23 protein-coding genes are annotated in these 25,416 nt (G+C 54.6%); 16 read left to right on the plus strand and 7 right to left on the minus strand.

Features of this window, described 5'->3' with window-relative positions:
* The first annotated feature begins 6 nt into the window (after nt 1-6).
* The 6 genes from wecB to BN8_RS02490 are packed head-to-tail and all read left to right on the plus strand — an operon-like array spanning nt 7 to nt 7,975.
* Nucleotides 7-1,134 carry a non-hydrolyzing UDP-N-acetylglucosamine 2-epimerase gene (gene wecB / locus BN8_RS02465; RefSeq protein WP_009280201.1) on the plus strand — a complete coding sequence of 376 codons (1,128 nt, stop codon included), beginning with the start codon at nt 7-9 and terminating at the stop codon, nt 1,132-1,134.
* Complete coding sequence (locus tag BN8_RS02470) at nt 1,131-3,314, plus strand: bi-domain-containing oxidoreductase (protein WP_009280202.1); 2,184 nt, start codon at nt 1,131-1,133, stop codon at nt 3,312-3,314. Before wecB ends, BN8_RS02470 begins: the two co-directional genes overlap by 4 nt.
* Nucleotides 3,311-4,906: an alginate lyase family protein gene (locus BN8_RS02475; RefSeq protein ID WP_009280203.1), complete on the plus strand. Its 1,596-nt coding sequence runs from the start codon at nt 3,311-3,313 to the stop codon at nt 4,904-4,906. The genes BN8_RS02470 and BN8_RS02475 overlap by 4 nt, the downstream gene beginning before the upstream one ends.
* Complete coding sequence (locus BN8_RS02480) at nt 4,903-6,096, plus strand: glycosyltransferase family 4 protein (protein ID WP_009280204.1); 1,194 nt, start codon at nt 4,903-4,905, stop codon at nt 6,094-6,096. The genes BN8_RS02475 and BN8_RS02480 overlap by 4 nt, the downstream gene beginning before the upstream one ends.
* A complete protein-coding gene (locus tag BN8_RS02485) occupies nt 6,093-7,007 on the plus strand; it encodes an NAD-dependent epimerase/dehydratase family protein (RefSeq protein ID WP_009280205.1) in 915 nt (304 codons plus the stop codon). The genes BN8_RS02480 and BN8_RS02485 overlap by 4 nt, the downstream gene beginning before the upstream one ends.
* On the plus strand, nt 7,004-7,975 hold the full coding sequence (locus BN8_RS02490) for an MraY family glycosyltransferase (RefSeq protein WP_009280206.1): 972 nt from the start codon (nt 7,004-7,006) through the stop codon (nt 7,973-7,975). The genes BN8_RS02485 and BN8_RS02490 overlap by 4 nt, the downstream gene beginning before the upstream one ends.
* Here the strand turns inward: BN8_RS02490 and BN8_RS32280 are convergent.
* Entirely contained in the window at nt 7,916-8,344 is a 429-nt protein-coding gene (locus tag BN8_RS32280) for a DUF4267 domain-containing protein (protein WP_009280207.1), read from the minus strand. The two genes, BN8_RS02490 and BN8_RS32280, sit on opposite strands and share 60 nt — an antisense overlap.
* Before the next feature lie 77 nt (nt 8,345-8,421).
* A complete protein-coding gene (locus tag BN8_RS02500) occupies nt 8,422-9,012 on the minus strand; it encodes a Crp/Fnr family transcriptional regulator (RefSeq protein WP_009280208.1) in 591 nt (196 codons plus the stop codon).
* Between the two features lie 10 nt (nt 9,013-9,022).
* Here BN8_RS02500 and BN8_RS02505 point away from each other — a divergent pair, with 10 nt between their 5' ends.
* The 5 genes from BN8_RS02505 to BN8_RS02525 all read left to right on the plus strand — a co-directional run bounded on the left by BN8_RS02505 (nt 9,023) and on the right by BN8_RS02525 (nt 13,112).
* Nucleotides 9,023-9,892, plus strand: a complete 870-nt coding sequence (locus tag BN8_RS02505) for an AraC family transcriptional regulator (RefSeq protein WP_009280209.1) — start codon at nt 9,023-9,025, stop codon at nt 9,890-9,892.
* A gap of 87 nt (nt 9,893-9,979) precedes the next feature.
* The gene (locus tag BN8_RS02510; RefSeq protein WP_009280210.1) at nt 9,980-10,531 is read left to right on the plus strand and encodes a carboxymuconolactone decarboxylase family protein; all 552 of its coding nucleotides are present in this window, start codon (nt 9,980-9,982) and stop codon (nt 10,529-10,531) included.
* A gap of 87 nt (nt 10,532-10,618) precedes the next feature.
* Nucleotides 10,619-11,428: an enoyl-CoA hydratase/isomerase family protein gene (locus BN8_RS02515; protein WP_040005271.1), complete on the plus strand. Its 810-nt coding sequence runs from the start codon at nt 10,619-10,621 to the stop codon at nt 11,426-11,428.
* Nucleotides 11,429-11,529: 101 nt separating this feature from the next.
* Nucleotides 11,530-12,300 (plus strand): cytochrome b/b6 domain-containing protein, encoded by a 771-nt coding sequence (locus BN8_RS02520; RefSeq protein ID WP_009280212.1) that lies wholly within the window; start codon nt 11,530-11,532, stop codon nt 12,298-12,300.
* Complete coding sequence (locus BN8_RS02525; protein ID WP_009280213.1) at nt 12,297-13,112, plus strand: molybdopterin-dependent oxidoreductase; 816 nt, start codon at nt 12,297-12,299, stop codon at nt 13,110-13,112. Before BN8_RS02520 ends, BN8_RS02525 begins: the two co-directional genes overlap by 4 nt.
* 49 nt (nt 13,113-13,161) lie before the next feature.
* Here BN8_RS02525 and BN8_RS02530 read toward each other — a convergent pair whose 3' ends face one another.
* Both BN8_RS02530 and BN8_RS02535 read right to left on the minus strand, forming a co-directional pair.
* Nucleotides 13,162-14,016, minus strand: coding sequence for an SDR family oxidoreductase (locus tag BN8_RS02530; protein WP_009280214.1), 855 nt, complete (start codon nt 14,014-14,016; stop codon nt 13,162-13,164).
* Nucleotides 14,013-14,621 (minus strand): TetR/AcrR family transcriptional regulator, encoded by a 609-nt coding sequence (locus tag BN8_RS02535; protein ID WP_009280215.1) that lies wholly within the window; start codon nt 14,619-14,621, stop codon nt 14,013-14,015. Before BN8_RS02535 ends, BN8_RS02530 begins: the two co-directional genes overlap by 4 nt.
* A 177-nt stretch (nt 14,622-14,798) precedes the next feature.
* Between BN8_RS02535 and BN8_RS02540 the strand changes: the two genes are divergently transcribed.
* Entirely contained in the window at nt 14,799-15,545 is a 747-nt protein-coding gene (locus BN8_RS02540) for a DUF1223 domain-containing protein (protein WP_009280216.1), read from the plus strand.
* A gap of 218 nt (nt 15,546-15,763) precedes the next feature.
* Here BN8_RS02540 and BN8_RS02545 read toward each other — a convergent pair whose 3' ends face one another.
* Complete coding sequence (locus tag BN8_RS02545; RefSeq protein WP_009280217.1) at nt 15,764-18,172, minus strand: family 78 glycoside hydrolase catalytic domain; 2,409 nt, start codon at nt 18,170-18,172, stop codon at nt 15,764-15,766.
* Nucleotides 18,173-18,355: 183 nt separating this feature from the next.
* On the opposite strand from BN8_RS02545, the gene BN8_RS31490 reads away from it, so the two are divergent.
* Nucleotides 18,356-19,300, plus strand: a complete 945-nt coding sequence (locus BN8_RS31490) for a tail fiber domain-containing protein (RefSeq protein ID WP_051040984.1) — start codon at nt 18,356-18,358, stop codon at nt 19,298-19,300.
* Nucleotides 19,297-20,238: a hypothetical protein gene (locus BN8_RS02555; protein WP_009280219.1), complete on the plus strand. Its 942-nt coding sequence runs from the start codon at nt 19,297-19,299 to the stop codon at nt 20,236-20,238. The genes BN8_RS31490 and BN8_RS02555 overlap by 4 nt, the downstream gene beginning before the upstream one ends.
* Here BN8_RS02555 and BN8_RS02560 read toward each other — a convergent pair.
* Nucleotides 20,235-20,822, minus strand: a complete 588-nt coding sequence (locus BN8_RS02560) for a dioxygenase family protein (RefSeq protein ID WP_009280220.1) — start codon at nt 20,820-20,822, stop codon at nt 20,235-20,237. The two genes, BN8_RS02555 and BN8_RS02560, sit on opposite strands and share 4 nt — an antisense overlap.
* 224 nt (nt 20,823-21,046) lie before the next feature.
* On the opposite strand from BN8_RS02560, the gene BN8_RS02565 reads away from it, so the two are divergent.
* Nucleotides 21,047-22,168 (plus strand): hypothetical protein, encoded by a 1,122-nt coding sequence (locus BN8_RS02565; protein WP_144051556.1) that lies wholly within the window; start codon nt 21,047-21,049, stop codon nt 22,166-22,168.
* Nucleotides 22,169-22,239: 71 nt separating this feature from the next.
* Complete coding sequence (locus tag BN8_RS02570; protein ID WP_009280222.1) at nt 22,240-22,539, plus strand: antibiotic biosynthesis monooxygenase family protein; 300 nt, start codon at nt 22,240-22,242, stop codon at nt 22,537-22,539.
* Nucleotides 22,540-22,608: 69 nt separating this feature from the next.
* Here BN8_RS02570 and BN8_RS02575 read toward each other — a convergent pair whose 3' ends face one another.
* Nucleotides 22,609-25,266, minus strand: coding sequence for a TonB-dependent receptor (locus tag BN8_RS02575; protein ID WP_040005272.1), 2,658 nt, complete (start codon nt 25,264-25,266; stop codon nt 22,609-22,611).
* Nucleotides 25,267-25,416: the final 150 nt, after the last annotated feature.

Consider the following 25,416-nt stretch of genomic DNA (forward strand, 5'->3'; position numbering starts at 1 on the left):
GTATCTATGAAAATTCTGAATATTGTAGGGGCCCGGCCTAACTTCATGAAAGTAGCGCCCCTGCACCGAGCGTTCGGGCGACAACCGGGCTTTCAGTCCCTGATTGTACATACGGGACAGCACTACGACGCCCGCATGAGCGACGTCTTTTTTGGGCAGCTCGAGTTGCCTGCACCTGATTATTACCTCGGCATCGGGGGCGGGACGCAAACCCGGCAGACGGCCGACATCATGCTTCGGTTCGAGGAGATCATGACCGCCGAACGGCCTGATCTGGTGCTGGTTGTCGGCGACGTTACGTCGACCGTCGCGTGTGCGCTGGTGGCCGTACGACTCGGTGTACCGGTTGCCCATGTCGAAGCCGGGCTGCGCTCCGGCGACCGCCGAATGCCGGAGGAGATCAACCGCATAATGACCGATCATTTGGCTGACTTGCTGTTCGTGACGGAGCAGGCCGGACTTGATAATCTTCGGCGTGAAGGTATAGACGACGCCAGGGTTCGTTTTGTCGGGAACGTCATGATCGACTCGCTGCTGCATTACCAGATAAAAGCCAATGAGTTGAATACCGTTGGCGCACTGGGTCTGACGCCGGGGCAGTACGTTATTATGACGATGCATCGACCGGCGAATGTAGACCACGAAGCGGGTCTGCGAAACATCGTCCGGATTGCCGAAGATACGGCCCGCCGTAAAACGGTCGTGTTTCCCATCCATCCACGCACCCAGGCAAATCTGGTCCGTTTTGGGTTGATGGATCGGCTGGATAGCCTGGCTAACATCCATCTTCTGGAGCCGCAGGGGTATCTGGAGTTTCTGAACCTGATGGAACACGCAGCCATCGTGATTACTGATTCGGGTGGCATTCAGGAGGAAACGACTTTTCTGCAAGTGCCCTGCCTGACTTTCCGCGACAGTACCGAACGCCCGGTGACGGTCGAGTTGGGAACGAATCAGCTACTGGCCGATCTGAATCCTGCGACGGTACAGCAACACGTAGCGGACATTCTGTCGGGACGTTCGAAGCCCGGTGTCATTCCTCCATTGTGGGATGGGAAGGCTGCCGAACGAATTGCCGATGTGCTAAGCCTAAGCAGGAAGTCGTTTGACACTGTTCTCGCCGGGGCCGCATGAAACAACTGGTACAGAATCTTAAAACCGGCGAAACCGTTCTGGAAGACGTACCGGCCCCGCAGGTTCGAAGGGGGCAGGTGCTGATCCGTACCCGCCGGAGCCTGGTGTCGCTCGGTACCGAACGCATGCTCGTTGAGTTCGGGAAAGCGAGCCTGATTGCCAAGGCGCGGCAGCAGCCCGACAAGGTAAAACAGGTGCTCGACAAAATTCGGACCGATGGACTCGTACCGACATTGGAAGCCGTATTCCGAAAGCTCGATCAGCCGCTACCACTCGGTTACTGCAACGTAGGGGAGGTGATTGCGGTGGGGGAGGGCGTACTGGACATACGACCGGGCGACCGGGTAGCCTCCAATGGACCACATGCCGAAGTCGTTTGCGTACCCCGACATCTGGTTGCTCAGATTCCCGACGGGGTGAGCGACGACGAAGCCGCCTTTACAGTCATCGGTGCCATTGGGCTACAGGGCATTCGGCTCCTGAATCCTACGTTGGGTGAAACGGTGGTTGTGATCGGCCTGGGGCTAATCGGTCTGTTAACGGCCGATTTGCTGCGGCTTAACGGCTGCCGTGTCATCGGCGTCGACCTTGACGAGACTAAAGTGCAACTGGCTCGCGATAAAGGTATACAGACCGTTCAGGTGACCGATGGAACGGACGTAGTCAGCTACGTTATGGCGCAGACGAACGGCATTGGGGCCGACGGCGTTCTGCTGACAGCGTCCACGGGCAACGATGAACTGATCTCGCAGGCGGCCCGGATGAGCCGAAAACGGGGACGGCTGGTGCTGGTGGGCGTTGTGGGGCTAACCCTGAACCGGGCGGAGTTCTACGAAAAGGAACTGACGTTTCAGGTGTCGTGCTCCTACGGGCCGGGTCGCTACGATGACGTCTATGAACAGCAGGGGCACGATTATCCGCTGCCGTTTGTCCGCTGGACTGAGAACCGTAATTTCCAGACCATTCTACAATTGCTGTCGACGGGGCAACTGGACGTAAAGCCGCTAATCACGGACGTTGTGCCGCTGACCGATTACCGGCAGATTTACGACCGGATTGGCCGGTCGCGTTCCATTGCATCGCTGCTTCGTTATCCCGAATCGATCGAGCTACGTACTACGGTCTCTCTGCCCGAACACCGATACGTCGGGCTCGGGGCTGGGCAGAAAACGCCGGTAATAGGGATCATTGGGGCGGGTAACTTCACGGGGGCCACCTTGCTTCCCGCGCTGCAACCTACGGGGGCGGCCCTTCGCATTATTGCCAGTGCCGGTGGGCTCAATGGGACGTTGCTGGCAAAAAAGTTTGCGATTGCCGAAAGCACCACCGACTACCAGCAGGTTATTCGCCATCCCGAAGTCGATATTGTCGTCATCACAACCCGGCACAACAGCCACGCCCGCATGACAAGCGAAGCTCTTCGGGCCGGAAAGCACGTGTTCGTCGAAAAACCGCTGGTCATTTTTGACGAGGAACTGCCCGATGTTGTGGCGGCCCAGCAGGAAAGCGGCCGGACAGTGCTGGTAGGATTCAATCGTCGGTTTGCCCCACACGTGCAGCGTATGAAAGCGATGCTCGGTGGCATACGGTCGGCCGATGTGCCGATGAACGTAGTTGCTACCATGAATGCAGGGTTCATCCCGGCCAGTGCCTGGGTACACGACCGCGCCGTGGGCGGGGGGCGACTGCTGGGTGAAGCCTGTCATTTCGTTGACCTCATTACGTTTCTGACCGGCAGCCGGGTTGCGGCCGTTTGTATGAATGCGATGGGGAGCCGACCGTCTGAAACGGTTGATTCGGCCTCGTTGCTGCTACGGTACGAGAACGGGTCAACGGGCGTGGTCAATTACTTTGCCAACGGAAGTAAAGCCTACGCCAAAGAACGGGTTGAGGTGTACGCGCAGGAGCGAACGCTGATACTCGACAATTTCCGGAGCCTGAAAGGGTATGGATTCAGGCGTTTCTCCGGGCTGAAAACCCGCCAGAATAAAGGCCATAAAGAGCAGTTCCGGCGGTTGGTCGAGCAGGTACGAACGGGTGGCGAACCCCTGATACCATTTGCTGACATCGTTAACACGACACAAGCGACCCTGGCTGCCTTACGGAGTCTGCGCGAGGGCCGGTGGGTGGCTGTTGAGGAAATAAGCGTATCTCGATCCGAAACCCAACTGGCCGTATGATACGCCGATGCGCATTACTCTGGCGGACGGTACGACATTTACGGGTACAGCAGGTTATCTACCAGGTCTGGAACCGGCTACGGCCAGCGTCCGTAGTACGGTTGCCGGCAATGGTACCGGCTGCCTACTGGCTTCGCGTACCTACTGCCGATAAACCTGTTTCCCGTAAAGGACAGGCGTTCTCGTTCCTGAACCAGACGGTTGTCTGGGATGATCCCGGTCAGATTGACTGGAATTATGCGGCTAATGGCAAACTCTGGACGTATAATCTGACGTACTTCGACTGCCTGAACCAGCCAGACGTACCGCCGGGTATCGGGCTGGCGATGATCCGCAGCTTTATTAACCAGACCGATCGGATCACCGATGGGTTAGAGCCGTATCCCACCTCCCTGCGCATCATGAACTGGGTTCAGTTTCTATCGCGGCACCAGATTCAGGACGAGCTTGTTCAGTCCCATCTTTACGCGCAGGTATCGTTGCTACGGGGGCGGCTGGAATACCATCTGGCCGGTAATCATCTGCTCGAAAACGGCTTTGCGTTGCTGATCGCTGCGTTGTTTTTCCAGAAGCGAATCTGGTTCCAGACCGCAGCCACACTCGTACGGCAGGAGCTAACAGCGCAGGTTCTAACCGACGGTGGGCACGACGAACGGAGCCCTATGTACCACCAGATCCTGCTCGATCGGTTACTGGACGTGTGTCTGGCCGTTGGGGCCGACCCCTGGCATGGCGATCCGACCTTTGCTGTATTCCTGAATCAGAAGGCTGCGTTGATGCTAGGCTGGCTGGAGGCTGTTACCTTCTCAGACGGTAGCGTGCCGATGGTCAATGATGCTGCTGAGGGAATTGCCCCTTCTACCGCGCAACTTCGGCGAAAAGCAGAACTGACTGGCGTTTCGACTGCCTCTGTAAAGCTGGGCGAAAGCGGATACCGATTGATCCGCCAGGGTCGACACGAACTCTTTGTCGATGTCGGCGCTGTCGGACCCGATCATCAGCCGGGTCATGCCCATGCCGATACCTTCTCGTTCATTCTGTACGTTGATGGGTTGCCCGTGCTGGTTGATCCCGGTACGTCGACCTACCAGCTTGGTGATCAGCGGCAATGGGAACGTAGCACACGGGCACACAACACCGTTACCCCGCAACTTGCCTCGGATGAATCGCCCAATTCATCCGAAGTCTGGAGTGGGTTTCGGGTCGGTCGGCGGGCGCGGGTTACTTTGCTTGATGATACCGACACCAGCCTGATAGCCCGGCACAACGGTTACCGTCGACTGGGCCTGACCCATCAGCGAAGCTGGCAGATGCCAATTCACGATCAGTTTGTCATTTCTGATCAATTAACCGGTTACGGGACAAAAACCGGTGTGGCTCGCTTCTACATCCACCCTCGCTGGGCAGTCGATGTGCAGGTCAGGGGCGTTAAGATCGGCCCCATACAAATCACATTTCAGGGTGAGGCCGTTGGCGAAGTAACAACCCGGCCCTATGCCATGGCTGCGGGTTTCAATCGCCTTCAGCCGGCCCGCTGCCTGGTTGTTCTGTTTACCGGCTCTTTGCAAACCACCGTAACCATCACACCATGACGATTCTGTACCTAACCTTTTACTTTGAGCCGGATCTGTGTGCCGGGTCATTCCGGAATACGGCGCTGGTTGCCGAACTGGCTAATCAACTCAGTCCTGACGATTCCATCCACGTCGTTACGACCCAACCGAATCGGTACCAGTCGTTCAGCGCCAAGGCTCCCGATCATGAACGGCGCGGAAACATAACAATTGATCGCATCACGGTACCAACCCATGCCAGCGGTCTCGCTGATCAGATTCGTTCGTTCCTGACCTATTACCGGCAAGCCCAGCGACTGACTCGTGGCCGGTCATACGATCTGGTGTTTGCCTCGTCGTCGCGGTTGTTTACGGCCTTTCTGGGCGCTGGTCTGGCCCGAAAACGACGCGCTCCGCTGTTTCTGGACATCCGGGATCTGTTCCGGGAGACAATTCTGGAAATGCTCAGGAATCCGCTGCTGCGGGCCATGCTGAGTCCTGTATTGTGGGGTGTGGAACGCTATACGTTCGGGTATGCTACCCACATCAATCTGGTATCCGAAGGGTTTCTCCCGTATTTTAAGCGCTTTGGGCAGGCGACGTACAGTTTTTATACCAATGGCATTGATGACGAATTTATAAACTGGTTGCCAACCGACCGAACCCCTACAGGTGTTCGAATGGTGCTGTATGCCGGTAACATCGGCGAAGGACAGGGGCTGCATAAAGTCATCCCTCAGGCCGCCCGGGCTCTTGGCGATGGATATCGCTTTATCGTTATTGGCGACGGTGGCGCTAAAAGCAAACTGGAAGCCGCCATTGAGCAGGAGGGTGTTTCCAACGTAGAACTTCGTCGGCCGATTAGTCGTGCCGTGCTTATTGCCGAGTATCAGGCGGCCGACTACCTGTTCGTACACCTGAATGATCTGGTTGCGTTTGAGCGCGTACTGCCGTCGAAGCTGTTCGAATACGGCGCTACTGACAAACCCATCATAGCGGGCGTGGCTGGTTACGCAGCTCGGTTCATACGGGAACATATACCCAATAGTATGTTATTCTCGCCCGGTGATACGGTAACAATGGTGCGATTATTGCGCGAAAATTCGTACAAAAGTCAATTAAGGACAGAATTTACGGCGCAGTTTGGTCGCAGGACTATTATGCAGCAAATGGCTCGGCAAATCCTGACGAAACTTCACACGAAAACCTTATCACCAACCGCTGTATGAACGTCCTGCTAACTGGGGCATCGGGCTTCCTGGGAAGCCACATTTACCGTGGGCTGAGTGTTGACCACCTGGTTACGACCGTAGGGAGGCAACAAGTGGGACATCGGCATATTTCTTGCGATCTGGCAGCCGAAGTGCCCAAGCTGCCACAGCAACAGTTTGACTACGTCGTTCATGCGGCCGGGAAAGCCCATTCGGTTCCCCGCAACCGGCAGGAACTGGCCGAGTACGAGCAGGTGAATGTTCAGGGCACGGCCCGATTGCTGGCCGCTCTTGAACGCCTGCCATCGCTGCCAGAGGCCATTGTGCACATCAGTACCGTGCTGGTCTACGGCCGTGATGAAGGGTACTGGCTTACGGAAGAAACGGCTTTACGGGACAACGGTGTGTATGGGCTCAGTAAGATCAAGGCCGAAACTCTGGTCCAGGCGTGGGGGCAACGTACTGGAGTTCGGAGCGCCATCCTGCGCCTGCCGCTGGTACTGGCCGAAGAACCTTCCGGCAACATGGCTGCGCTGATGACTGCCATCCGGCGCGGCTACTACGTCCGGCTGGGCGATGGGGCCGCCCGGCGGAGCATGGTCCGGGCCGACGACATTGCGACTATCATACCACGGGCGGCAGCCATCGGTGGTATTTTTAACCTGACGGATGGGTGCCATCCCAGCGTTCGGGAGCTCGATGAGATGATTGCTCAGTACGTTGGCCGAAAAAGAGTCATGGCTGTTCCGGTTGGACTGGCCAAAGCAGTAGCCCGCGCCGGCGATGGCGTCAATGCCTTAATTGGGCGAAAGTTTCCGCTCGATTCCATCGCTTTACGTAAATTGACGAGTTCGCTGACCTTTTCGGATCAGGCGGCCCGCCAACGGCTGAACTGGAATCCCCGACCTGTACTAGACTTGTTCGTATGACATTTACCTTCTACCTGTTCATCACAACTGTGCTGTTTGGTACCGAGCTGCTTTACCTCCAGGTAGCCGAGCGGTTCCGGATTGTCGATAAGCCCAACGAGCGTAGTTCGCACACCGCCCTCACGATCCGCGGTGGAGGGATTTTGTTCTGGATTGCCGCATTGGGCGCTTTTGTGTACAGCCAGTTTGCGTTTCCGTACTTCTTCCTGGGGCTCACGCTGGCAGCCGTCGTCAGTTTCCTGGACGATCTGTATACGTTACCCAATCGCTACCGAATTGGCGTGCAGTTTGTTGCGGTAGCGTTACTGCTGCGCGAAACGAACGTATGGCCGATTGAACCCTGGGTTTGGGTAATCGTACTGGTCGTGGGTGTCGGTACGCTGAACGCGTATAATTTCATGGACGGGATCAATGGCATTACGGCGTTTTACAGCCTCGTTACGGTCGGGACGCTGTGGTTCTGGCAGATTCAGCAGCCTGTTCTGGTGGCTGATTCACTTTTTGCGTTCGTGCTGGCTTCGGTGCTGGTGTTTACCTATTTTAACGCCCGGCGAAAGGCTGTTTGCTTTGCGGGCGATGTCGGCAGCGTGTCAATTGCCGTGATTATCCTGTACATGCTGAACCAGTTTATCATCTACTACCAAACGTACCTGCCCATTCTGCTCCTAGCGGTCTACGGCGTTGACAGCGTGCTCACGATCCTCCACCGGCTGTATCTCGGGCAGAACATCTTTCAGGCCCACCGGCTACATCTGTTTCAACTGCTGGTTCACCGACTGCAATGGCCTCATTTGCGGGTATCGGCTTTATATGCCTTGCTGCAACTTTCTATTAACGCGATGGTACTGGCCGCCATCGACTGGTCAACGACGGCTCAGATAGGATTAGTGGGGTCGATTTTGCTGACATTATCCGTGGGGTATTGCCTGTTTAAGTTGCGGCTGATGGGTACTGCGCTGGTTGCGTAGCAGGAAGTAGCCATACACCCACAACGACACTACCGTAATGCCGTGAATCCATTCGGTACCCGGTACGGCAAGTGGCGCGTTGAGGACAATCAGCATATCAACGATTGGGATTATAGAACCTGCCAGGGCTACCACCGCGAGCGGTTTCCGCCAGTTTGCCGCCGTGAAAACAATGAAGAGCAATCCCGAGAACACATCCCGGACACCCTTGATGTAGTGAAACGCATCGGTCGGCTGGTCGAAAATTAGGCCGTAGCCACGTTCGGCAACTTCAGGGGCGAGCAGGAATCGGCCGCCGATAAACACAAGTCCGGCCCCGAACAGGTAGCCTACTACTTTGGTCCAGCTAGAAAGTTGGTTCGTTTGCATCGTCGTTTGTGAGTTAGTTTGACGAAGCAAAGGTCTTCAGCACCGCTTACCGGTGCATTCACCCAGGTGAAGATCAGTTAATACGATTTGCCGGCCCGGGCCGCCCGAATCCGGCTAAGCGACTGGGGTTTGATACCGACATACGACGCTATTACGTACTGCGGAATGCGCTCCTGCAATGTTGGAAAGGAGCGAATAAAGGTTTCGTAGCGTTCTTCGGCCGTTTCCTGGTAGAATGACGTCAATTTCTGAAGGATGCCGACAAATAGTTGCTCAGCCACCAGCCGCCCGAATTTCTGACCTTCACCGATGGAATTATACAACCGTTGCAGGTTGTTGTAGTTGATAACCAGCAGCGCGGTCGGTTCGATGGCCTGAATAAAACGCGTAGAGGGTGTCTGCGTCAGGAAACTTTCGTAGTTGCTCACAAACGTTTGCTCGGGTGAGAAGTCGTAGGTGTGTTCGGCACCATCGTCGAGGATGTAGTAGCGGAGCAGGCCCTGCGTAACGAAGCCGGCATACCGGCAAACGTCGCCAGCCTGGAGGAAATAGCCATCGGTCGGCAAAATCATCGGCTCAAACAACGACGATACTACAGCTTCTTCTTCTGTCGTGAGAGCGATGATCCGGCGAATCGCCTGCAACAGAGTTGAGTAATCGGTAGTCATAATTCTACGTATGCGTTACGAATTCCACGATTCACACACAGGCGGGACCCTTCGGCTGCAACGCCACGAGCCCCATATTGATCGGTTTTTCTTTCGGGATCGGACCGTACGCCAGGAACGGTTGCTGACCATTGCCTGGAACGCCGGGCCGGACGCACCTGTCGTCATTGATGGCGTTGAGTACCTGTTTCCAGCGCAGTCCATTTTGCCCCTGATGGTCAACCAGTCATTCCAGATTGATCAGTCATCCAACGTAATAGCGTGGCAGTTTGATCGGGAGTTTTATTGTATTGTTGACCACGACAAAGAAGTGTCGTGCATTGGGTTTCTGTTCTATGGTGTCAAGGACGTTATGTTTTTGCGCCTGGATACGGTCGAAGAGCGAAAGTTTGAGGCACTCCTGGCCGTATTTGAAGACGAATTTTCGACGAAAGATACAATTCAGGGCGAGATGCTGCGGATGCTCGTGAAGCGCCTGATCATTAAGCTGACCCGGTTGGCCAGGGAGCAGTACCTGGAGCCGGATGTCAGTGAGAAAGATTTTGATATTGTCCGGCGTTTTAACCTGCTGGTCGAAAATAACTACCGGTACCTGCACGCCGTGAGCGACTACGCCGATCTGCTGAATAAGTCGCCCAAAACCCTGTCGAACCTGTTTGCCCTCTATCGCTTCCCAAATCCATTGCAGGTTATCCACAACCGTATTGCTCTCGAAGCCAAACGGCTGCTGATGTACACGGATAAATCGACGAAAGAAATTGCCTACGAACTTGGCTTCGAGGAGGTGGCCCATTTCAGCCGATTTTTCAAGAAACAGAGCGGGGCGGCTCCTACGGAGTTCAAGGAGCAGCTCAAAGCGACGCTGATCGGGAAGAATTGATAACAAGCCGGGAATTGCCGTCATTTCTTACGGGCGATCGCGGCTGCAACTTTGCCATGTCAATCAACCAATTAAACAACCACGACAATGGCACAGTACACGATCCCCACAAAAGAAACCGCGAAGCCGGAAAGCGCAGCTATGTTCGCTAACCTGGAGAAGGCGCTCGGATTTACTCCTAATCTCTATGCGTACATTGGGCATTCACCCGCTACGTTGGCCAATTACCTGAGTTTCCAGCAAGGACAGGCCAAGGGCGCGTTCCGGGCTAAAGAACGCGAAGCTATCTTTTTGGCCGTCAGTGAGGTAAACGGTTGCCGGTATTGCCAGTCCGCCCATACGGCCCTGGGCAAGATGAACGGCTTCTCCGACGACGAAATTCTGCAACTACGCGCCGGAACCCATCCCGACGAAAAACTGAACGTACTGACGAACCTGGCCGGTGAGATCCAACGGACGCATGGGCACCCATCGCCGGCGCTGCTCGACCATTTCTTCGCGCTGGGCTATGATCAGGCGGCCCTGGTCGATCTCATTTCGCTGGTGGCCGATAAAGTGTTGGCGAACTACCTCCACAACATCACCCAGATTGCCATTGACTTCCCGGTAGCGCCTGAACTGCAGGCCGTTGAGGCTTAACGTATTCAATGCCTACCATCGGACGGTATAATGCCGTCCGATGGTAGGAGTAAACAACCTTCCAACGAACGTAAAATCACCACAACGATGAATACCACAACTCCCACCACACAGACTGGTGTACCGGATTATTTTACGAAATACGAACATCTGCACCTAAGCCGCACCACCGACGGCATTCTGGAAATCCGGTTTACAACCAACGGAGGGCCAATTGTCTTCACGGGTAAAGATCATACGGAATTTGTCGAAGCGTTCTTCCAGATCAGCCGAGACCGGGCCAACAAAGTAGTCATTCTGACCGGCACCGGCGACGAGTGGTTTGCGCAAATCGATGGGCCGAGCCTTGGGGATATCACTAACCCGCGCGAATGGTATAACACCTGGTGGGAAGGACAGAAAGTGTTGCAGAACTTGGTGGATATCAACGTACCCGTTATTGCTGCCATCAACGGCCCGGCCACGGTTCACTCCGAATACGCACTGACGGCCGACGTGCTGCTTGCTTCCGAAAACGCCTATTTCCAGGACTTTCCGCATTTGACGTTTGGTATCGTTCCCGGCGATGGCGTGCAGACCGTCTGGGCAAAAGCGTTAGGCGATTACCGCGCTAAGTATTTTCTCTACACCCAGCAAAAACTGTCGGCTCAGGAAGCCCGGCAGCTTGGATTAGTGGCCGAAGTACTTCCCGACAGCGCTGCCTTGATGAACCGGGCGTATGAAATTGCTCGTCAGTTGCTGACCATTCCGGACCTGACCCGGCGCTTCATGCGGTCGGTATTCACGCAGAACCTGAAACGTGATTTTCTGGAGCAGGTTGGCTATGGCATGGCCCTCGAAGGGATTTCGGCCACCGATCTGAAGATTGCCGCTGAAGAAGCAAGCCGGAATAAATAACACCAAAAATTGCCGGCTGAACGGGTATTCTAACCAGCCTGGGACCGACGTAGTTACTAAATCAGTATATTGTTTCGTCAGAAACCCTGCCGGTCAATACCATGAAGCGACGCATCGTACACAAGCACCCCTTAGCCATCCGCTGGTTTCACTGGATCAACTTTCCCGTACTGGGCATCATGATCTGGAGCGGCCTGCTGATCTACTGGGCCTACGACCCCTACAAGATTCAGCTTGGCGACTGGACACTCGTATCGTTCTTCCCCGACGGGTTCTATAAGGCCCTGAAGCTGTCGCGTCGGCTGGCCGAGGGGATGGCGTGGCATTTCGTGTTCATGTGGATTTTTCTGCTGAATGGTCTGCTCTACGTCGGCTACACGTTCATTTCGGGTGAATGGCGGCATCTGGTTCCCAATCGAAATTCGTTTCGGGAGGCCGTTCACGTGACGCTGTATGACCTGGGGTTACGCAAAGATCAACCGCCGTTTATCAAGTACAACGGAGCGCAGAAGATCGCCTATTTCTCCATCATGCTGATGGGTGTAGGCTCAATACTGACCGGGTACGCGATTTATAAACCCACGCAGTTTTACTGGCTGACGGCCCTCATGGGTGGCTATAAAACAGCCCGGCTTATTCATTTTGCGCTCACGGTGGGCTACGTCCTGTTCTTCGTCATTCATATCGGGCAGGTGATCCGGGCGGGCTGGCAGAACTTTCAGTCGATGGTTACGGGATTTGAAGTGCTTAAGCCGAGTGAGCCTGATCGACCGGCCCTGACCGACGTTACACCCGAGCCCGGTCCATCGGACGACCCTGAGCCTACCGAACCCCGTCCCGACAGTACTCCCTTTCAACCCGCCCTTTCATGAAAACGACAAATGAGCCTGATTTGCCCGAGAGCGATCTGCCGGAGTCAGTGATCCGTCGCCGTACCCTGAAAGCGTTTGGCTGGTTTGCCCTGGCCTCGGTCGTACCGGTAGGCGTGTACTCCTGGATTCAGAACAGCCCGAACCTGGCCGGAATCCGCAAGCCGCTCCGGAAAATGCTCGATGTAAACGAGGACATTGCCAGTACGTATTTCAGCAACAACCACCTGGTCAGGACGTATCCGGTCGAAGCCGCGGCCCGTGTTCCCCGCGTAAACGGTTTCGACGGGCTACGGACGCCTTTGCCGGACGACTGGAAACTCCAGATTGACCGACAAGGCAGTGACGGAGAACCACAGGAACCACTGCTGCTGACAATGGACGATGTAAAGGCGCTGCCCCGGCAGGAACTGGTTTATGACTTCAAATGCGTGGAAGGCTGGAGCCAGATTCAGCACTGGAGTGGGGTCAGGTTCTCGGATTTCATGGAACGCTACCAACTCGGTACCCGAAGCGGCAAAGCGCCCAGCCCGGACAATACCGACGATCTGTACAAATTCGTTGGTATGGAAACGCCCGATAAAGGCTACTACGTCGGTATCGACATGGAGAGCGCCATGCATCCGCAAACACTGCTGGCCTACGAATTGAACGGCGAGCCAATTAACAACCAGCATGGCGCACCCGTCCGGTTGCTGATTCCGCATAAATACGGCGTTAAGAACCTGAAACGCATCGGCCGGATTTTTTTCAGCGATACGCGCCCCCGCGATTTCTGGGCCGAGCGCGGCTATGATTATTATCTGGGATTGTAGCAGGTGTGAGGCTGAGGGGTAGGGGCAAAGGTGAATCTGACGTTGTACCCTATGCCCCTTGCCCCACGCTCATCGCTGGTGCTTTGTAGCCTTTCTCGACGACACCACGCACGATATTGTGGAACCACGACAATGGAATCAGTCGGCGCACCGTGAGCAGAGCGCCGGTCTGGCTGTTGCCCGTTACGTAACGCAGCCGGAAGCTGCGGTCGTTGGCGGCTTTGAAAATGGTTTTGGCTACTACCTCTGGACCCGGCGCGTTCTCGCCCTCTTTCTGGGTGTTGGCGAGCGTAACCCGAACGTACTCGTCGTAGGCAGTCAGTCCGTCTTTTTTCAGGACATCCTGCGAGCGATCATAGAAGTCAGTTTTAATTGCCCCCGGCTCTACGTTTTTGACCCGGATGTTGAACGGGCGCAGTTCAAACGACAGGGCTTCAGCAAATCCCTCAACCGCCCATTTCGTGCCGTGGTAGATGCTGTAGCTCGGGAAGGTAATCAGGCCACCCATCGACGTTACGTTGATGATGGTACCGTCGCGTTTCTCGCGGAAATAGGGCAGAATCTCCCGGATTACGTTCATGACGCCGAAGACGTTTGTATCAAACTGACGCTGAACCTGCTCCGGTGTAGCGGCCTCAAACGCTCCGACCGCGCCGTAGCCGGCGTTGTTGACAATAGCATCGATGCCACCAAAAGCCGCCCGGGCATCGGCAATGGCCTGACGAATGCTGTCGGCATCCATTACGTCCAGGCGGAACAGCTTGACGTTGGGCAGTTTCGTCAGTTCGGTTTCTTTAGCCGGTGTTCGCATGGTGGCGGCTACGTTCCAGCCGTTTTCGGCGAAGTAGCGGGCGGTGGCCTTGCCAATGCCCGACGAGGTTCCGGTAATCAGTACGGTTTTCATGCGTTTACTCCCTGTAAGATGAGTTTGGTTAACAATCGTGTTTCGTGTTCGACCTCAGAGTAATCAATCGCGTGTGTGGGGCCAAATCCGGCGTCGCGAACGGCTTTGTGCTTCAGCGCATCGGCTACGTTCAGCAGCAGACTGGCCAATTGGCGGGCGTCTTCGCTGGGCGGAATGGCCTTGCGCATCAGCGTTTCGAGGAAATCCAGTTCCTGCTGGAGTACACTGGTGTAGAGCTGTTCAAACTGAGGTTCCAGTGTCTGGAGATTTTCGATAGACAGACTGTGCAGATTAAGCACCTGCTTGTAGTAGCGCAGCCGTTCGGTCAGATACGTACTGATTTGTTCGGCTGGGTCGTCGATCGTCGCGACCTTGGTCATCAGGTCGGTCATAAAAGCCGCGCTTTCCTGCAGCACGACATCGATGAACAGTTCCTCTTTGTTTTTATAGTAATAGTAGAGCGATGCTTTGTTAAGCCGGATCACTTTACCAATGTCATCGAGCGTTGTTTTATCATAGCCGTAGCGGGCAAAGCAGTCGGCGGCTGCCTGGCGAATTGCCCGGCGTTTTTGGTCGGTTTTTGTCTCTTCTGTTTTCGTCTCCATCGTTTCAACTTCACATTGGCGAAACAAAGATATTTTATTTTTCAAACAATTTAACAAAAAGTTTGAAAAATAATTTTTGTGTTTGTTAAGTGGTTGTTTTGATGTAGAAACGATTGACAGGCAACTGCTTATCTTATTTTCTTGTTACATCTACAATCTGCCAAAACTAAACGCAGCATGAAATACATAATCATTGGCGGTATACTTCTGGTCGGAGTTGCCTCCTGGACGCTGGTACGAAACCCGGAAAAAGACGTAAAGGTGGCTACCCAGCCGGTTGTGGTGCTGGAGTTGTTTACATCGCAGGGGTGCTCAAGTTGCCCACCCGCCGACCGGGCTTTGCAGGAGATTACGCAGCGGGCCGCCAGTGCCGGACAGGCGGTTTATGGGTTGTCGTTTCACGTCGATTACTGGAACCGGCTGGGGTGGCAGGACCCCTTCAGCACGAAACAATACACCGACCGGCAGCGGCAGTACGACCGGCTGCTGAAAACGCAGACCTATACGCCCCAACTGGTCATCAATGGCCGACACGATGTGGTTGGCGGGCAGCGCGGCCGTATTGACCAGCTCATCCGGTCGGTGCAGGAACAGCCAGCGTCCCAGTTCATCCCGGTTGACGGAAGTTTGACGCGGCAGGCTAACCAACTCACTGTAAGGTATCAGTTACCGGCTGGTCCATACCGCCTGAACGCTGCGTTAATACAGAAGGAAGCCCGAACGAATGTGCAGCGGGGCGAAAATGGCGGCCGAACGCTGGTCAATACCAACGTTGTCCGGCAGTTCCGCACCCTCGATCAGCCCGGTCAATCGGGGAGTGTTACGATGCCAATGCCGGATGGTTTGAAACCGGACGACGTAACGGTGGTGCTGTACGCCCAGCGAACCGATAACAGTCAGGTCGTGGGTGCAAAGCGGTTGTAGCCGTCTGGTTATGTTGCTTCGGCCATCGGTTAGCCAACTTAAGCGAACTACCGTTTGCATTTGCTATAGATCGTGGTGCCGGATTCTTAAATGCGACCAGTTAGGGTTCTGAACCCTAACTGGTCAGGTTCGGAACCTGACCGCACAAGTGCATAGATGCGGATACCAACATGGTTCATTAATTTCCACTTGGCAAGACTTGATTCACTTAATCGCCTTTACAAACTCACTTCCTGCCGTCCTCCCTTCAGCGCCAGCGATTTGCCATTCCAGCGCAACGTACCGGTCAGGTTGGCGGGTAACGTAACAGTACCGGTCAGGCCACCTGATGGTGTTTTAGTAAACTGTACCGTAATGTCACCAGCCGGGTGCGGCACTTTTCCCTCCACGCCGGGCAGGTTACCGAGGTAAGGCGTAATGCGTACCGAACGGAAACCGGGCTCGGCCGGATTAATCCCGCATACCGTCGAAAGAAATTCGTAGAGGGGCGAGGCACTCCACGCGTGGCAGTCCGAACGCGTAGGCTCGGGGTTTTCGGCAAAGGTGGTCAGGCCGATCGCCAGCATGTCGCGCCAGGGTTTCAACTGAGCCAGATACTGATCGCCCATACCCGTTTTCTTCAGCGCTTGGAATAGGTAATATTTGAAGTAGAACGTAGCCTGCGTTAAGGACGTATCCGCCATGACTTTCTGCAATACGGCCTTCTGTTGCGCTACCGGTACGGCATCGGTTAAAACGGCCCAGATGCTGCCATGCTGGCTGAAGCTGTTCTTGGCGGGCGTATCGGCCATCAGGCCCCGCGTCGCATCCCAGCAGGTGGCCATAGCCGCTTTGTTGATGCGCCGGGCCAGTTCGCGGTAATGCTCGGCGCGTTCGTTCTGTCCGTAGTGGGCCAGGAGATCGGCCGCCCGGAAGTACGTGTAGGCCTGTTGCAGCGACAGAATGCTGGAACCACCTTTCCGCGCTCCAGCCGGAACGCCCCCGGCTGCTTCGTCTTTTGCGTTCTGCCACTTGGCCCAGTCCACAAAATTCCACCATTCGAGCGGACCGTTCAGGCCGGTTTTGTCCAGCCGCTGTTCATGCCAGTTCAGCACCTGCAAGATTCCCGGTAAATACGATTGGACAAACGCATCGTCCTGCCGGTGCAGCCAGTAGTCGTGGATCATGCAGACCCAATACAGCGAAAACGGCGGAATCACCTGGAAATCGGCGCTGGGGTAGCGGCTTTGCGTCAGCCCGTCGTTAAACCGGCTATGGTCATAATCCATAATTGCCTTGCGCATCAGCCGGTCGTCGCCGGTTACGTACAGCGAGATCATGGCCTGGATACGTGTATCGCCGGTGTATTGCAGTTGCTCATAATAAGGGCAGTCGTAATACGTCTCGCCCGCGCAGAGCCGGGCCGTCCGCCAGCCAACGTTCCAGATTTGCCGCAGGGACGAGTCGGCGGTTGCGCCCGAACCGGCCATGAATGTCGCTTTTTGCTGGAACGGATAGCCGGTAAACTGGCCAACCAGATCCTCCAGCACCAGCGGGTCTTGGGCAGTCTGGACGGTCAGTTGCAGGTAGCGGTACGTCCGGAACCAGAGCGGCCGGAACGTCCGTTTGGCGTTGCCGTCGGATACAAACTGATCCTCAAAGCCGATGAGCTTTCTACCCTCAACTTCATTTCGATTGCCTTTCTGCCCTTTATCATTGACCAGCGCTTCGGCGTAGGCCATCGTCACTACGGCGCTCTTGCCTCCGCTGACGGTTAGTTCCGGGTACGCGTTCGTCAGATGTCCCTGATCGAGGAGGAACGTAGCTTTTGTGTTCGCCTGTACGGTCACGGGGCCCTTTCCGGCCAGAAAATTGGCATTCATCTGGCCATTCTCCGCGCGCCGGACAGCCGTGAGCCGCAGCGTACTTTCTTCCATCATCGGAATGGTTCGCGGCACCAGGTTCCAGTTGCCATCCGTACCGAGGCCGCGCGGTTTGGCGGGGTAGCCAATGGGACGGGCATTGGGCCAGTTTTTATCGTCAAAATTGGGCTGTTCCCAACCCCAGGGGTACTGAACGCCATCAACACGGTCGCCGGCCCCAACCACGATGTAGGTGCGTAGCTTGGCGTTGTCATTGACAACGGGCGAGTAGGCCGGGTTCTGGAAAACTTTCCAGGTTGCGTCGGTATTGGCCACTTTCTCGGTTTCACCGTCGCCCTGAAGCACGAAGCCCAGTTGGTAGCTCATCTGTGCAAACGGAGCCGATTCGCCAAGATACCAGACCTGGGCGGCCAGTACGTTACGGCCGACCTGTAGATAAGGAGCCAGGTCGAGGGTTTCATAATTCCAGTTCTGCGTATCGCTGCGGGCGGGTCCGAGCGCCACCGAGCGCCCGTTGACAAACAGCCGGTAGCGGTTGTCGGCCGATACGTGCACGACGAAGTGGGCTGGTTTTTGTTTCAGGTCGATGGCTTTGCGGAAGTGGTACACCCCGTACTGCCGGGCGGGCGTTGTCGGATGCATCAGCCACCGGGCCGTCCAATAGGCGTTCTGCCAGCGCGACGTAGCCGAAACACTCGTGGGCGTCGTTTGGGAGAAGGCGTTCAGGGAAAGGAAACAGGCAAGAATAAAAAGCCGGGCATTCATCAAAAGCAGAGCATTAACGTACTGCCGCGAATATAACGACAATCCGGCGCTGATGTAGGATGTAGTGTCCTGCTCAGCCTCATCAAGTCCACTTTTGTATACTTTTCTTTGAGATGTTTATAAATGTAGCTCGATTTTTGATATGAGTTCACAGTAGTGAAGTGTAGCTACCTGTCAACTACTATGGCCAAATTTATACTTTTATCCTGTATCATTTTTTCATTAATCGCTTTCAACTCTCAAGCCCAGGTTGGTATTGGGATATTAAATCCAAAAGCATTTCTGCATGTAGCAGAGGGTAAAAACGTATTATTCGGTGATACGGCTTCTGGTCAAAAAAGATTCTTCTGGAGAGGAGATAAAGGGGCTTTGCAAGTTGGCACGGGTTATACCAGCCATGTTGACTGGATGGGTAAAAACTCATTCTCAGCCGGAAATGGCTGTCTGGGATTTGGTGAAAGTTCAATTGCTCTAGGGTGGGCTGCTTATGCCTATGACGATCAGTCCGTTGCGATTGGTCGTAGTGTATCGGCAAGTGGCATAGGCTCTGTTGCAATAGGAGGAAACGTGAATACCAGACACTCAGGTAGTATAGCTATCGGGGACGGAGCCCCTTTTACATCCGAAACAGGAGGTGAGAACCAGTTTGTAGCACGGTTTCTGGGAGGATACACCTTAACGACAGGGATAAACAATGGTTATGGTGTAGGAGCTATATTAGGTCCCGGCCAAAGTGCATGGGAGACTCTGTCGGATTCAACTAGTAAAGAGAGGTTTCTACTCGCCGACGGGGCTGCTATTTTGAAGAAGATAGCCCGTATGCGTCTGGGAAGCTGGAACTATATAGGTCAGGATGCTAAGCAGTTTCGGCATTATGGGCCAATGGCGCAGGATTTCTTTGCAGCCTTTGGACAAGATAATATTGGAATTATTGGTAACGATAAGACGATCAACCAGGCAGATTTTGATGGTATCAACCTGATTGCGATAAAAGCGTTGATTGAGCAGAACGAACAACTTAAATCAGAGAATCAAGCTTTGCGGTCTGAGTTAGCTTTATTGCGGTCGGATATTGAGCAAATAAAGAAGGCGTTGTATCGTAACGGCTTAACAGCGGCTAGCAAATGAAAATTTTCGTGGCTTTGTTAGTCGTTGTGAGCAGTGGTCTGAGCCAGACAACCTGGGCGCAACTAATGAATCGGGATACATTAGTTGTTAAGGCGAACACAGCGATCGCGGTCAAACAGGATCTGATAAATCAGGGTAACCTGTTAGTAGAAGGAACGCTTCACTTGGAGGGTAGCTTAATCAATCAACGTGTTATCGCTGCCGACAAAGGACGCCTGAAATTGGCGGGAGAACTACTACAGATCATTTTTCAAGAAGATTATAGAACTAAGCTGGCCGTCAGTCATTTGATCATTAAAGCCAAAGAAGTTCGCTTGTCTCATCCTTTGCTCGTTCTTGATACAGTACGGTTTGAAAAAGGCATTATAGACGCCCAAAGCTCATTAAATCAGTTAATTATTTCACAATCTGGTGTGGCAATAGGTGCATCAGACAGCTCGCACGTAGTAGGCGTAATAGAAAAATTAGGAAATACAGAATTTATCTTCCCACTTGGAAGCGGAACCAGCTATCGACCGGTTCTTCTTACGCCCAGTAATGGGCAGCAAACTGATTGCTATGTCGTGGAATATAGTTCGGATGTAAGATTCCCTCTTGAACGCGAACCATGCCTTCAACAAGTTGCGGAACGAGGATACTGGCGGATCTTAACCAACAATGAGTCAACACCTTTCCAGATTGGTCTACCGGTAGCTCGCTTCGAAGAATTAGGCTTGCCAACTGTTAACCCTTCAGCAGTACGAGTTGCTCAGGTTGACAGCCATAACAAATGGGAAGCATTAACGTGTAATCGGGCTATCCTTACCCCATCTGGATTTGTCAAATCCGCCGATCTCATAAGACTCGTCAATCGTAATACAGGGATGTTTACCCTGGCCGTAGTCGCCGAATGTGTAGGCCCGAAATATGCGCCATTACGGATCAGCCGATTACGCTAACTCGTCACCACAAACGTATAACCGGCCGCTACGTTACTGCCTTTGTTCGCTACGTTCATCAACAGTCTGGGGTTAAATAGCCCATCCCGGCGGTTGCCCGGCTCATCCGGAAAATAAAGCTGGGTAGTCAGCACGGGTTTGTTGGGGGCCTGCACTTTAACGTGAAAATGGCGCGTTCGGCCGGGATACAGCCCCGGTACGATGGTCTCTAACTGAAAATTGCCGTTTTTATCGGTGTACTGGTGACCCCGCAGCCGGAAGCCACGGTTGTCGTAGTCGCCCTCGTTGTCGGCATGCCACCAGTCCAGCAGCGCATGGGCAACGGGTCGGCAGTCGGTCGTCAGCACCCGGCCGGTCAGCACGAGTCTGGTACCGCCCATGCCCTGCTCCAGCAGACTATTACGTTCCGGAGAATTAGGTTTGAAGTAAGGCCCTTCGGTTTCCGATGGCGTCGGTTCGTCGTGGTCGTCGCAGGGGGGCGTAGCGGGCAGCGTCAGGAACTTCGCGCGGAAGCTGGCCGAAAACAGGCCCGTGAGCGGCAGAGTGGCCAGTAGGGAGACAAACCGGCGCCGTGTCGTTTCCATGTCGAAAGGAAGGGGTTGGTTATCAATTAAAGTTAACAATTTATTTACCTGATAACGGGTGGACAGGTAAAAAACGGCGATGGTATGCCAGAACGGGAGCCGCGGTTATTGTCTGGTGAATCGTCTGTCTGGTTAAATTGGTCATAGGTTGAACATTTAGTCAAAACAACCTATTGACAATCAAAAGTTTTTGTACCTTTTGTCTCCTTTCAACCTCTATCTGCATGGAATCTACTCAATCTGAAACATCAGGCAGTCCCTCCATACCTGCTCAGTCGCCCCGACGCTCTGCTTTATTAGTAGGTAGTATGCCCTTTGCCGATGAGGAAACGTGCATGCGTCGGGCGCTCGATGTGCTTGGACCAGCGCTGTTTTGTTTGCCCGATGGTGAGATTGGCGAGAAGACCCCGGCCTTTCCGAAAGGGAATCGCATCGCCTGGGTGGTATATGCCATCGAAAAACTGACTGAGGATAAAACCAGTTGGCAGGTCATCAAACAGCCGGTGCGTAGTCCTGAGGACGGCATGGCCGATAGCTACGAAAATTTCCAGAAACTAAAACCACTGCATTCGCCGGCCGATATGCCGCAGCATGTGCAGCTAGGGTACGATCTGTTCTTTGCGAAGAGTTATCCTGTTTTTGTGCGGTTGCGCGAGACGTATGGCTTACCGCAGTTGAAATTTCAACTGGGCGTACCAACGGGGTTCGCGATGGGATTTGCCTTCGCCAGCCCGATCACCTGGCTTCGCTATACGTACGCGTTCAACACCGTAATCGCCCGTGAGGTCAATGCGGCCCTGGCTATGGCCGGTCACGACGTTATTGTGCAACTGGAAGTACCGCCGGAACTTTACGCAGCTTACAAACTACCCACTCCCCTGATTGGGCTGGCGCTTCGGCCTATCAAGGATCTTCTGAACAAGATTACACCCGGTGCCCGTGTCGGCATCCACCTGTGTCTGGGCGATTTTCATAATGAGGCCCTGGTGCATCCCAAAACGCTGGGGAAAATGGTAGCCTTCTCAAATCGGCTGGTAGAGGAGTGGCCAACGCAGCATACTCTCGAGTACGTACATTATCCGTTTGCCGAGGGAATCGTTCCCCCGCCGACAGAAGCCAGTCACTACGTTCCGCTGAAGGATATTGCCCTGCCTCGATCGGCCCGTTTTATTGCCGGGTTTGTTCACGAAAAGCGGAGCCTGGCCGAAAATAAACACATTCTGGAGAGTATCGAATCCGCCCGTGGGCAAGCTGTCGATGTCGCGAGTTCGTGTGGTTTAGGGCGTCGTACGCCCGAAACGGCCGACCAGCTACTGGAACTGACCGCGCGGTTGACCAATGCCTGATACGCCCACAGTTCAATCACTGGCCACTCACTTTTCAATTAATATTACAACCAGAACCCAACCCAACTACCATGTTTGCGCGCGTCGTTCAAGTGCCCCTCCAGCCCGGCTCATCAACCGAAGCTGCCAATTATTTCAAAGAGTCGGTGGGGCCGGCCCTGAAACAGCAGGCCGGATTTATAAACAGCCGGTTCCTGACGAATTCGGAGACTAACAAATGTCTCATGGTGACGCTCTGGGAGTCTGCCGACCACCGGCAGGGAGCCGAGTCAAATGGTTTCCTGCAAGGTGTATTGCAGGAGATGAAACAGTACTTTGCCGGCGCTCCGACGATTGACTACTACGACGTTGATGTTCAGGTGGTGAACTAATCAGAAATTCATCTAAACGTAAAATCCCTGCCAGAGTCCATCCGGCAGGGATTTTGTCTATTCTTTGGCTTACTGACGACCGCGGCCACCACCCGACGGCGCACTTTGCCGACCTCCGCCATTGTCGTTGCCGCCGTTACCAGCGTCACCACCATCACCTCCTTTTACGTCATCGTTGTTAACCGATCGGTTCCGGCGCTTGGGGGAGTCGAAACTCATCTTACCGAAGCGATAGCTGATGTTCAGGCGAACGCCGGCGTTATAGAAGCTCGTTACGCTGCTCTGCGACAGGATGGGCGAGCTTACCTCCGAGCGTACTGTGAACGGGTGGTTCAGGAAGTTTTCGGCGGCCAGACCGATGCTACCCCGCTTTTCGGCAAAGTCTTTCTTGATGCCGAGGTTGTAGAAGGCAAACGTACCCTGGTAGCCCTGTAATTGTACCTGGCGACCACGCATACCACCCCCGGCCTGGATCGCCCAGCCGTTGGGTAAGGTAACCGTCGAGAACAACCGGCCGGCCAGTACCCAACCCGAATTGCTGGCGTTGTAAATCGGATTCGGGTTGTTGTTGGTCAGCGTTACGTGGTAGGCATCTACACTTCCGTTAAGCTGCCAGCGTGAGAACAGGCTGACGTTGGCAAACAGGTTCATACCATACGTATTCTGCAAGCCTACGTTCTGGTACGACGTCCGGATGACGCGCTGCAGCACCGGGTTGGTAGGGTCGCCCAGGCTTTGCGTTATCGTATCGCGGATGCTCGTGATCTCGTTGTTGGTTCGGCGGGCAAACACCGATGCGTTGAGGTAAACACCTTTTACGTTACCGCTGGCACTGAACTCCAGGTTGTCGGTCAGCTCGGGCGACAGGTACGGATTACCAACCGAGATGTTTGTCGGGTTAGCCGCGTTCACGTTCGGGTTCAGGAACTGAATGCCAGGCCGCTGTAACCGGCGATTATAAGCCAGTTTGATCGTTTTGCCGCCTTTCAGCGATTTCGAAATGTTGAGGCTGGGCACCAGGTTGCCATAGTTGGGCAATGTCGGATTTTCGCCGGATTCGTTGCTGAATCGCGCATCAAGGAAGGTGTACTCATAGCGGGCACCAGCCTTGATTGTGTATTTATTCTTTGTCGTGAGCGTATATGACAGATACGTGGCCGCGATGTTCTGATTGTAATTCAGCGTGTTGGCCGGTCGGGTTACGTCCAGTAAGAACGGGGCGCTGGGGCCATCGGCGTAGTAATACTGGTAGTCACTGTTCACCTCCCGCAGAATGCCCTTACCGCCGAACTCCAGCAACTGGTTCTTGCCCATTGGGGTCTGGTAGTCAATTTGCAGCGTCGATTCCTGATTGTAGCTGACGTTGTTGTTGCGCTGGCGGGCCGTGATCGTTTCAAAATCGACATTGCTGAGCAGATCGGCCGTAAAGTTGTTCGTGCGGTTGTTGCGGCTGAACAGCCCCAGAACGCTCAATTCCTGCTGTGGCTGATAGGTACGAATGTAGGCTACGTTGGCATCGATCGTACCGGACAGATCTTTCGTATCAACGTTCCGGCTGTTCAGGCGCGGGAAAAAGTCGGTTGGGCCGAGGGTCTGCGTTAAGAGATTATTCTGCGAGCTCAGGCCATTGCGGGCTCCGTAGCGGATGCTGGCTGTTAGCGATGTATTCTTGTCGATGTCGTAATCCCATCCGAGCTGATAGTTACCAAACATCCGTTGAGTCAGCGTATTAGCACTTTGCGTGACGATGGTGTTGCCCTGTGTACCGATGGTGGTCTGCACGTTGTTGAACGACCCCCGAACGTTGTATTCAGCCCGGCCGAAACCGCTGAGGCTAAAGCCCATCTTGCCGGTCCGGTAGTTGCCGTTCAGGCCGAGGTTGCTGCCCCGGTTGCCACCGCCCGCGTCGACGTTGAGGGTAGCGCCCTGAAGTGTATTCTTTTTCGTTACGATGTTGATGATCCCCGCCGAGCCCTCCGCATCGTAGCGGGCTGAGGGCGACGTAATTACTTCGACAGTCTTGATCTGATCGGCCGGGATCTGCTTCAGAGCGTCGGCTACGCTGCTGGCTACCACCGTCGACGGTTTGCCGTTGATCAGCACCCGGACGTTGCTGCTGCCCCGGAGCGACAGGTTACCATCCAGATCGACCGACAGCATCGGTACCTTCCGCATGATGTCGGTGGCGTCGCCCCCGCGGGCCGTGATGTCCTTGTCGGCGTTGAAAACCAGCCGGTCTACTTTTTCTTCGACCAGCGCGGCCTGACCCACTACGTTTACTTCGGTCAGCGTCCGGACGTCCGGTGCCAGCCGAATCGTACCAACGTTCAGGTCGTCGCCCCGCTGGATGGTGATTGTCTTGCCAGTCAGCGCTTTATATCCTATAAATGAGTATTGAAGCTGGTACTGACCCGGCGCAACTTTGCCCATCGTGAACCGACCTTTATCATCGGCCGTGGTGCCGTCGACGGGTTTGCCGGTCTGCGGATTGAGCAGGGCAACGGTCGCATACTGTACGGGTTGGTTGGTCGTTGAGTCGATCAGCGTACCGGTGATTTTGCTGTTGCCGCGGGGCTCGTCGGTCGACAGCGCCGGACCGGGTGTGCCAATGGTATTGCGATCAGGGCGCGTAGCTCTCGTACTGTCGGGTCGGCCTGCCGGGAACTGCTGAGCAAGGGCTGGGGCCGACAGACTGAACAGGAGGAGTGGGATGAACAACTTATTCATGGTGTATCGGTATTGCGATGCGTTAGAAACCGTCTGACTCCTTTGCCACACGGTTGACGAATCAAAACAACAGCGGCCCAACGAGTCTGAAAAATGCAATAGACGGACCCTGAGCAAATACCGATGGATGTATGACTTTAACCGATTAGT

This window comes from Fibrisoma limi BUZ 3 (assembly GCF_000296815.2).
GTDB classification, from domain to species: domain Bacteria; phylum Bacteroidota; class Bacteroidia; order Cytophagales; family Spirosomataceae; genus Fibrisoma; species Fibrisoma limi.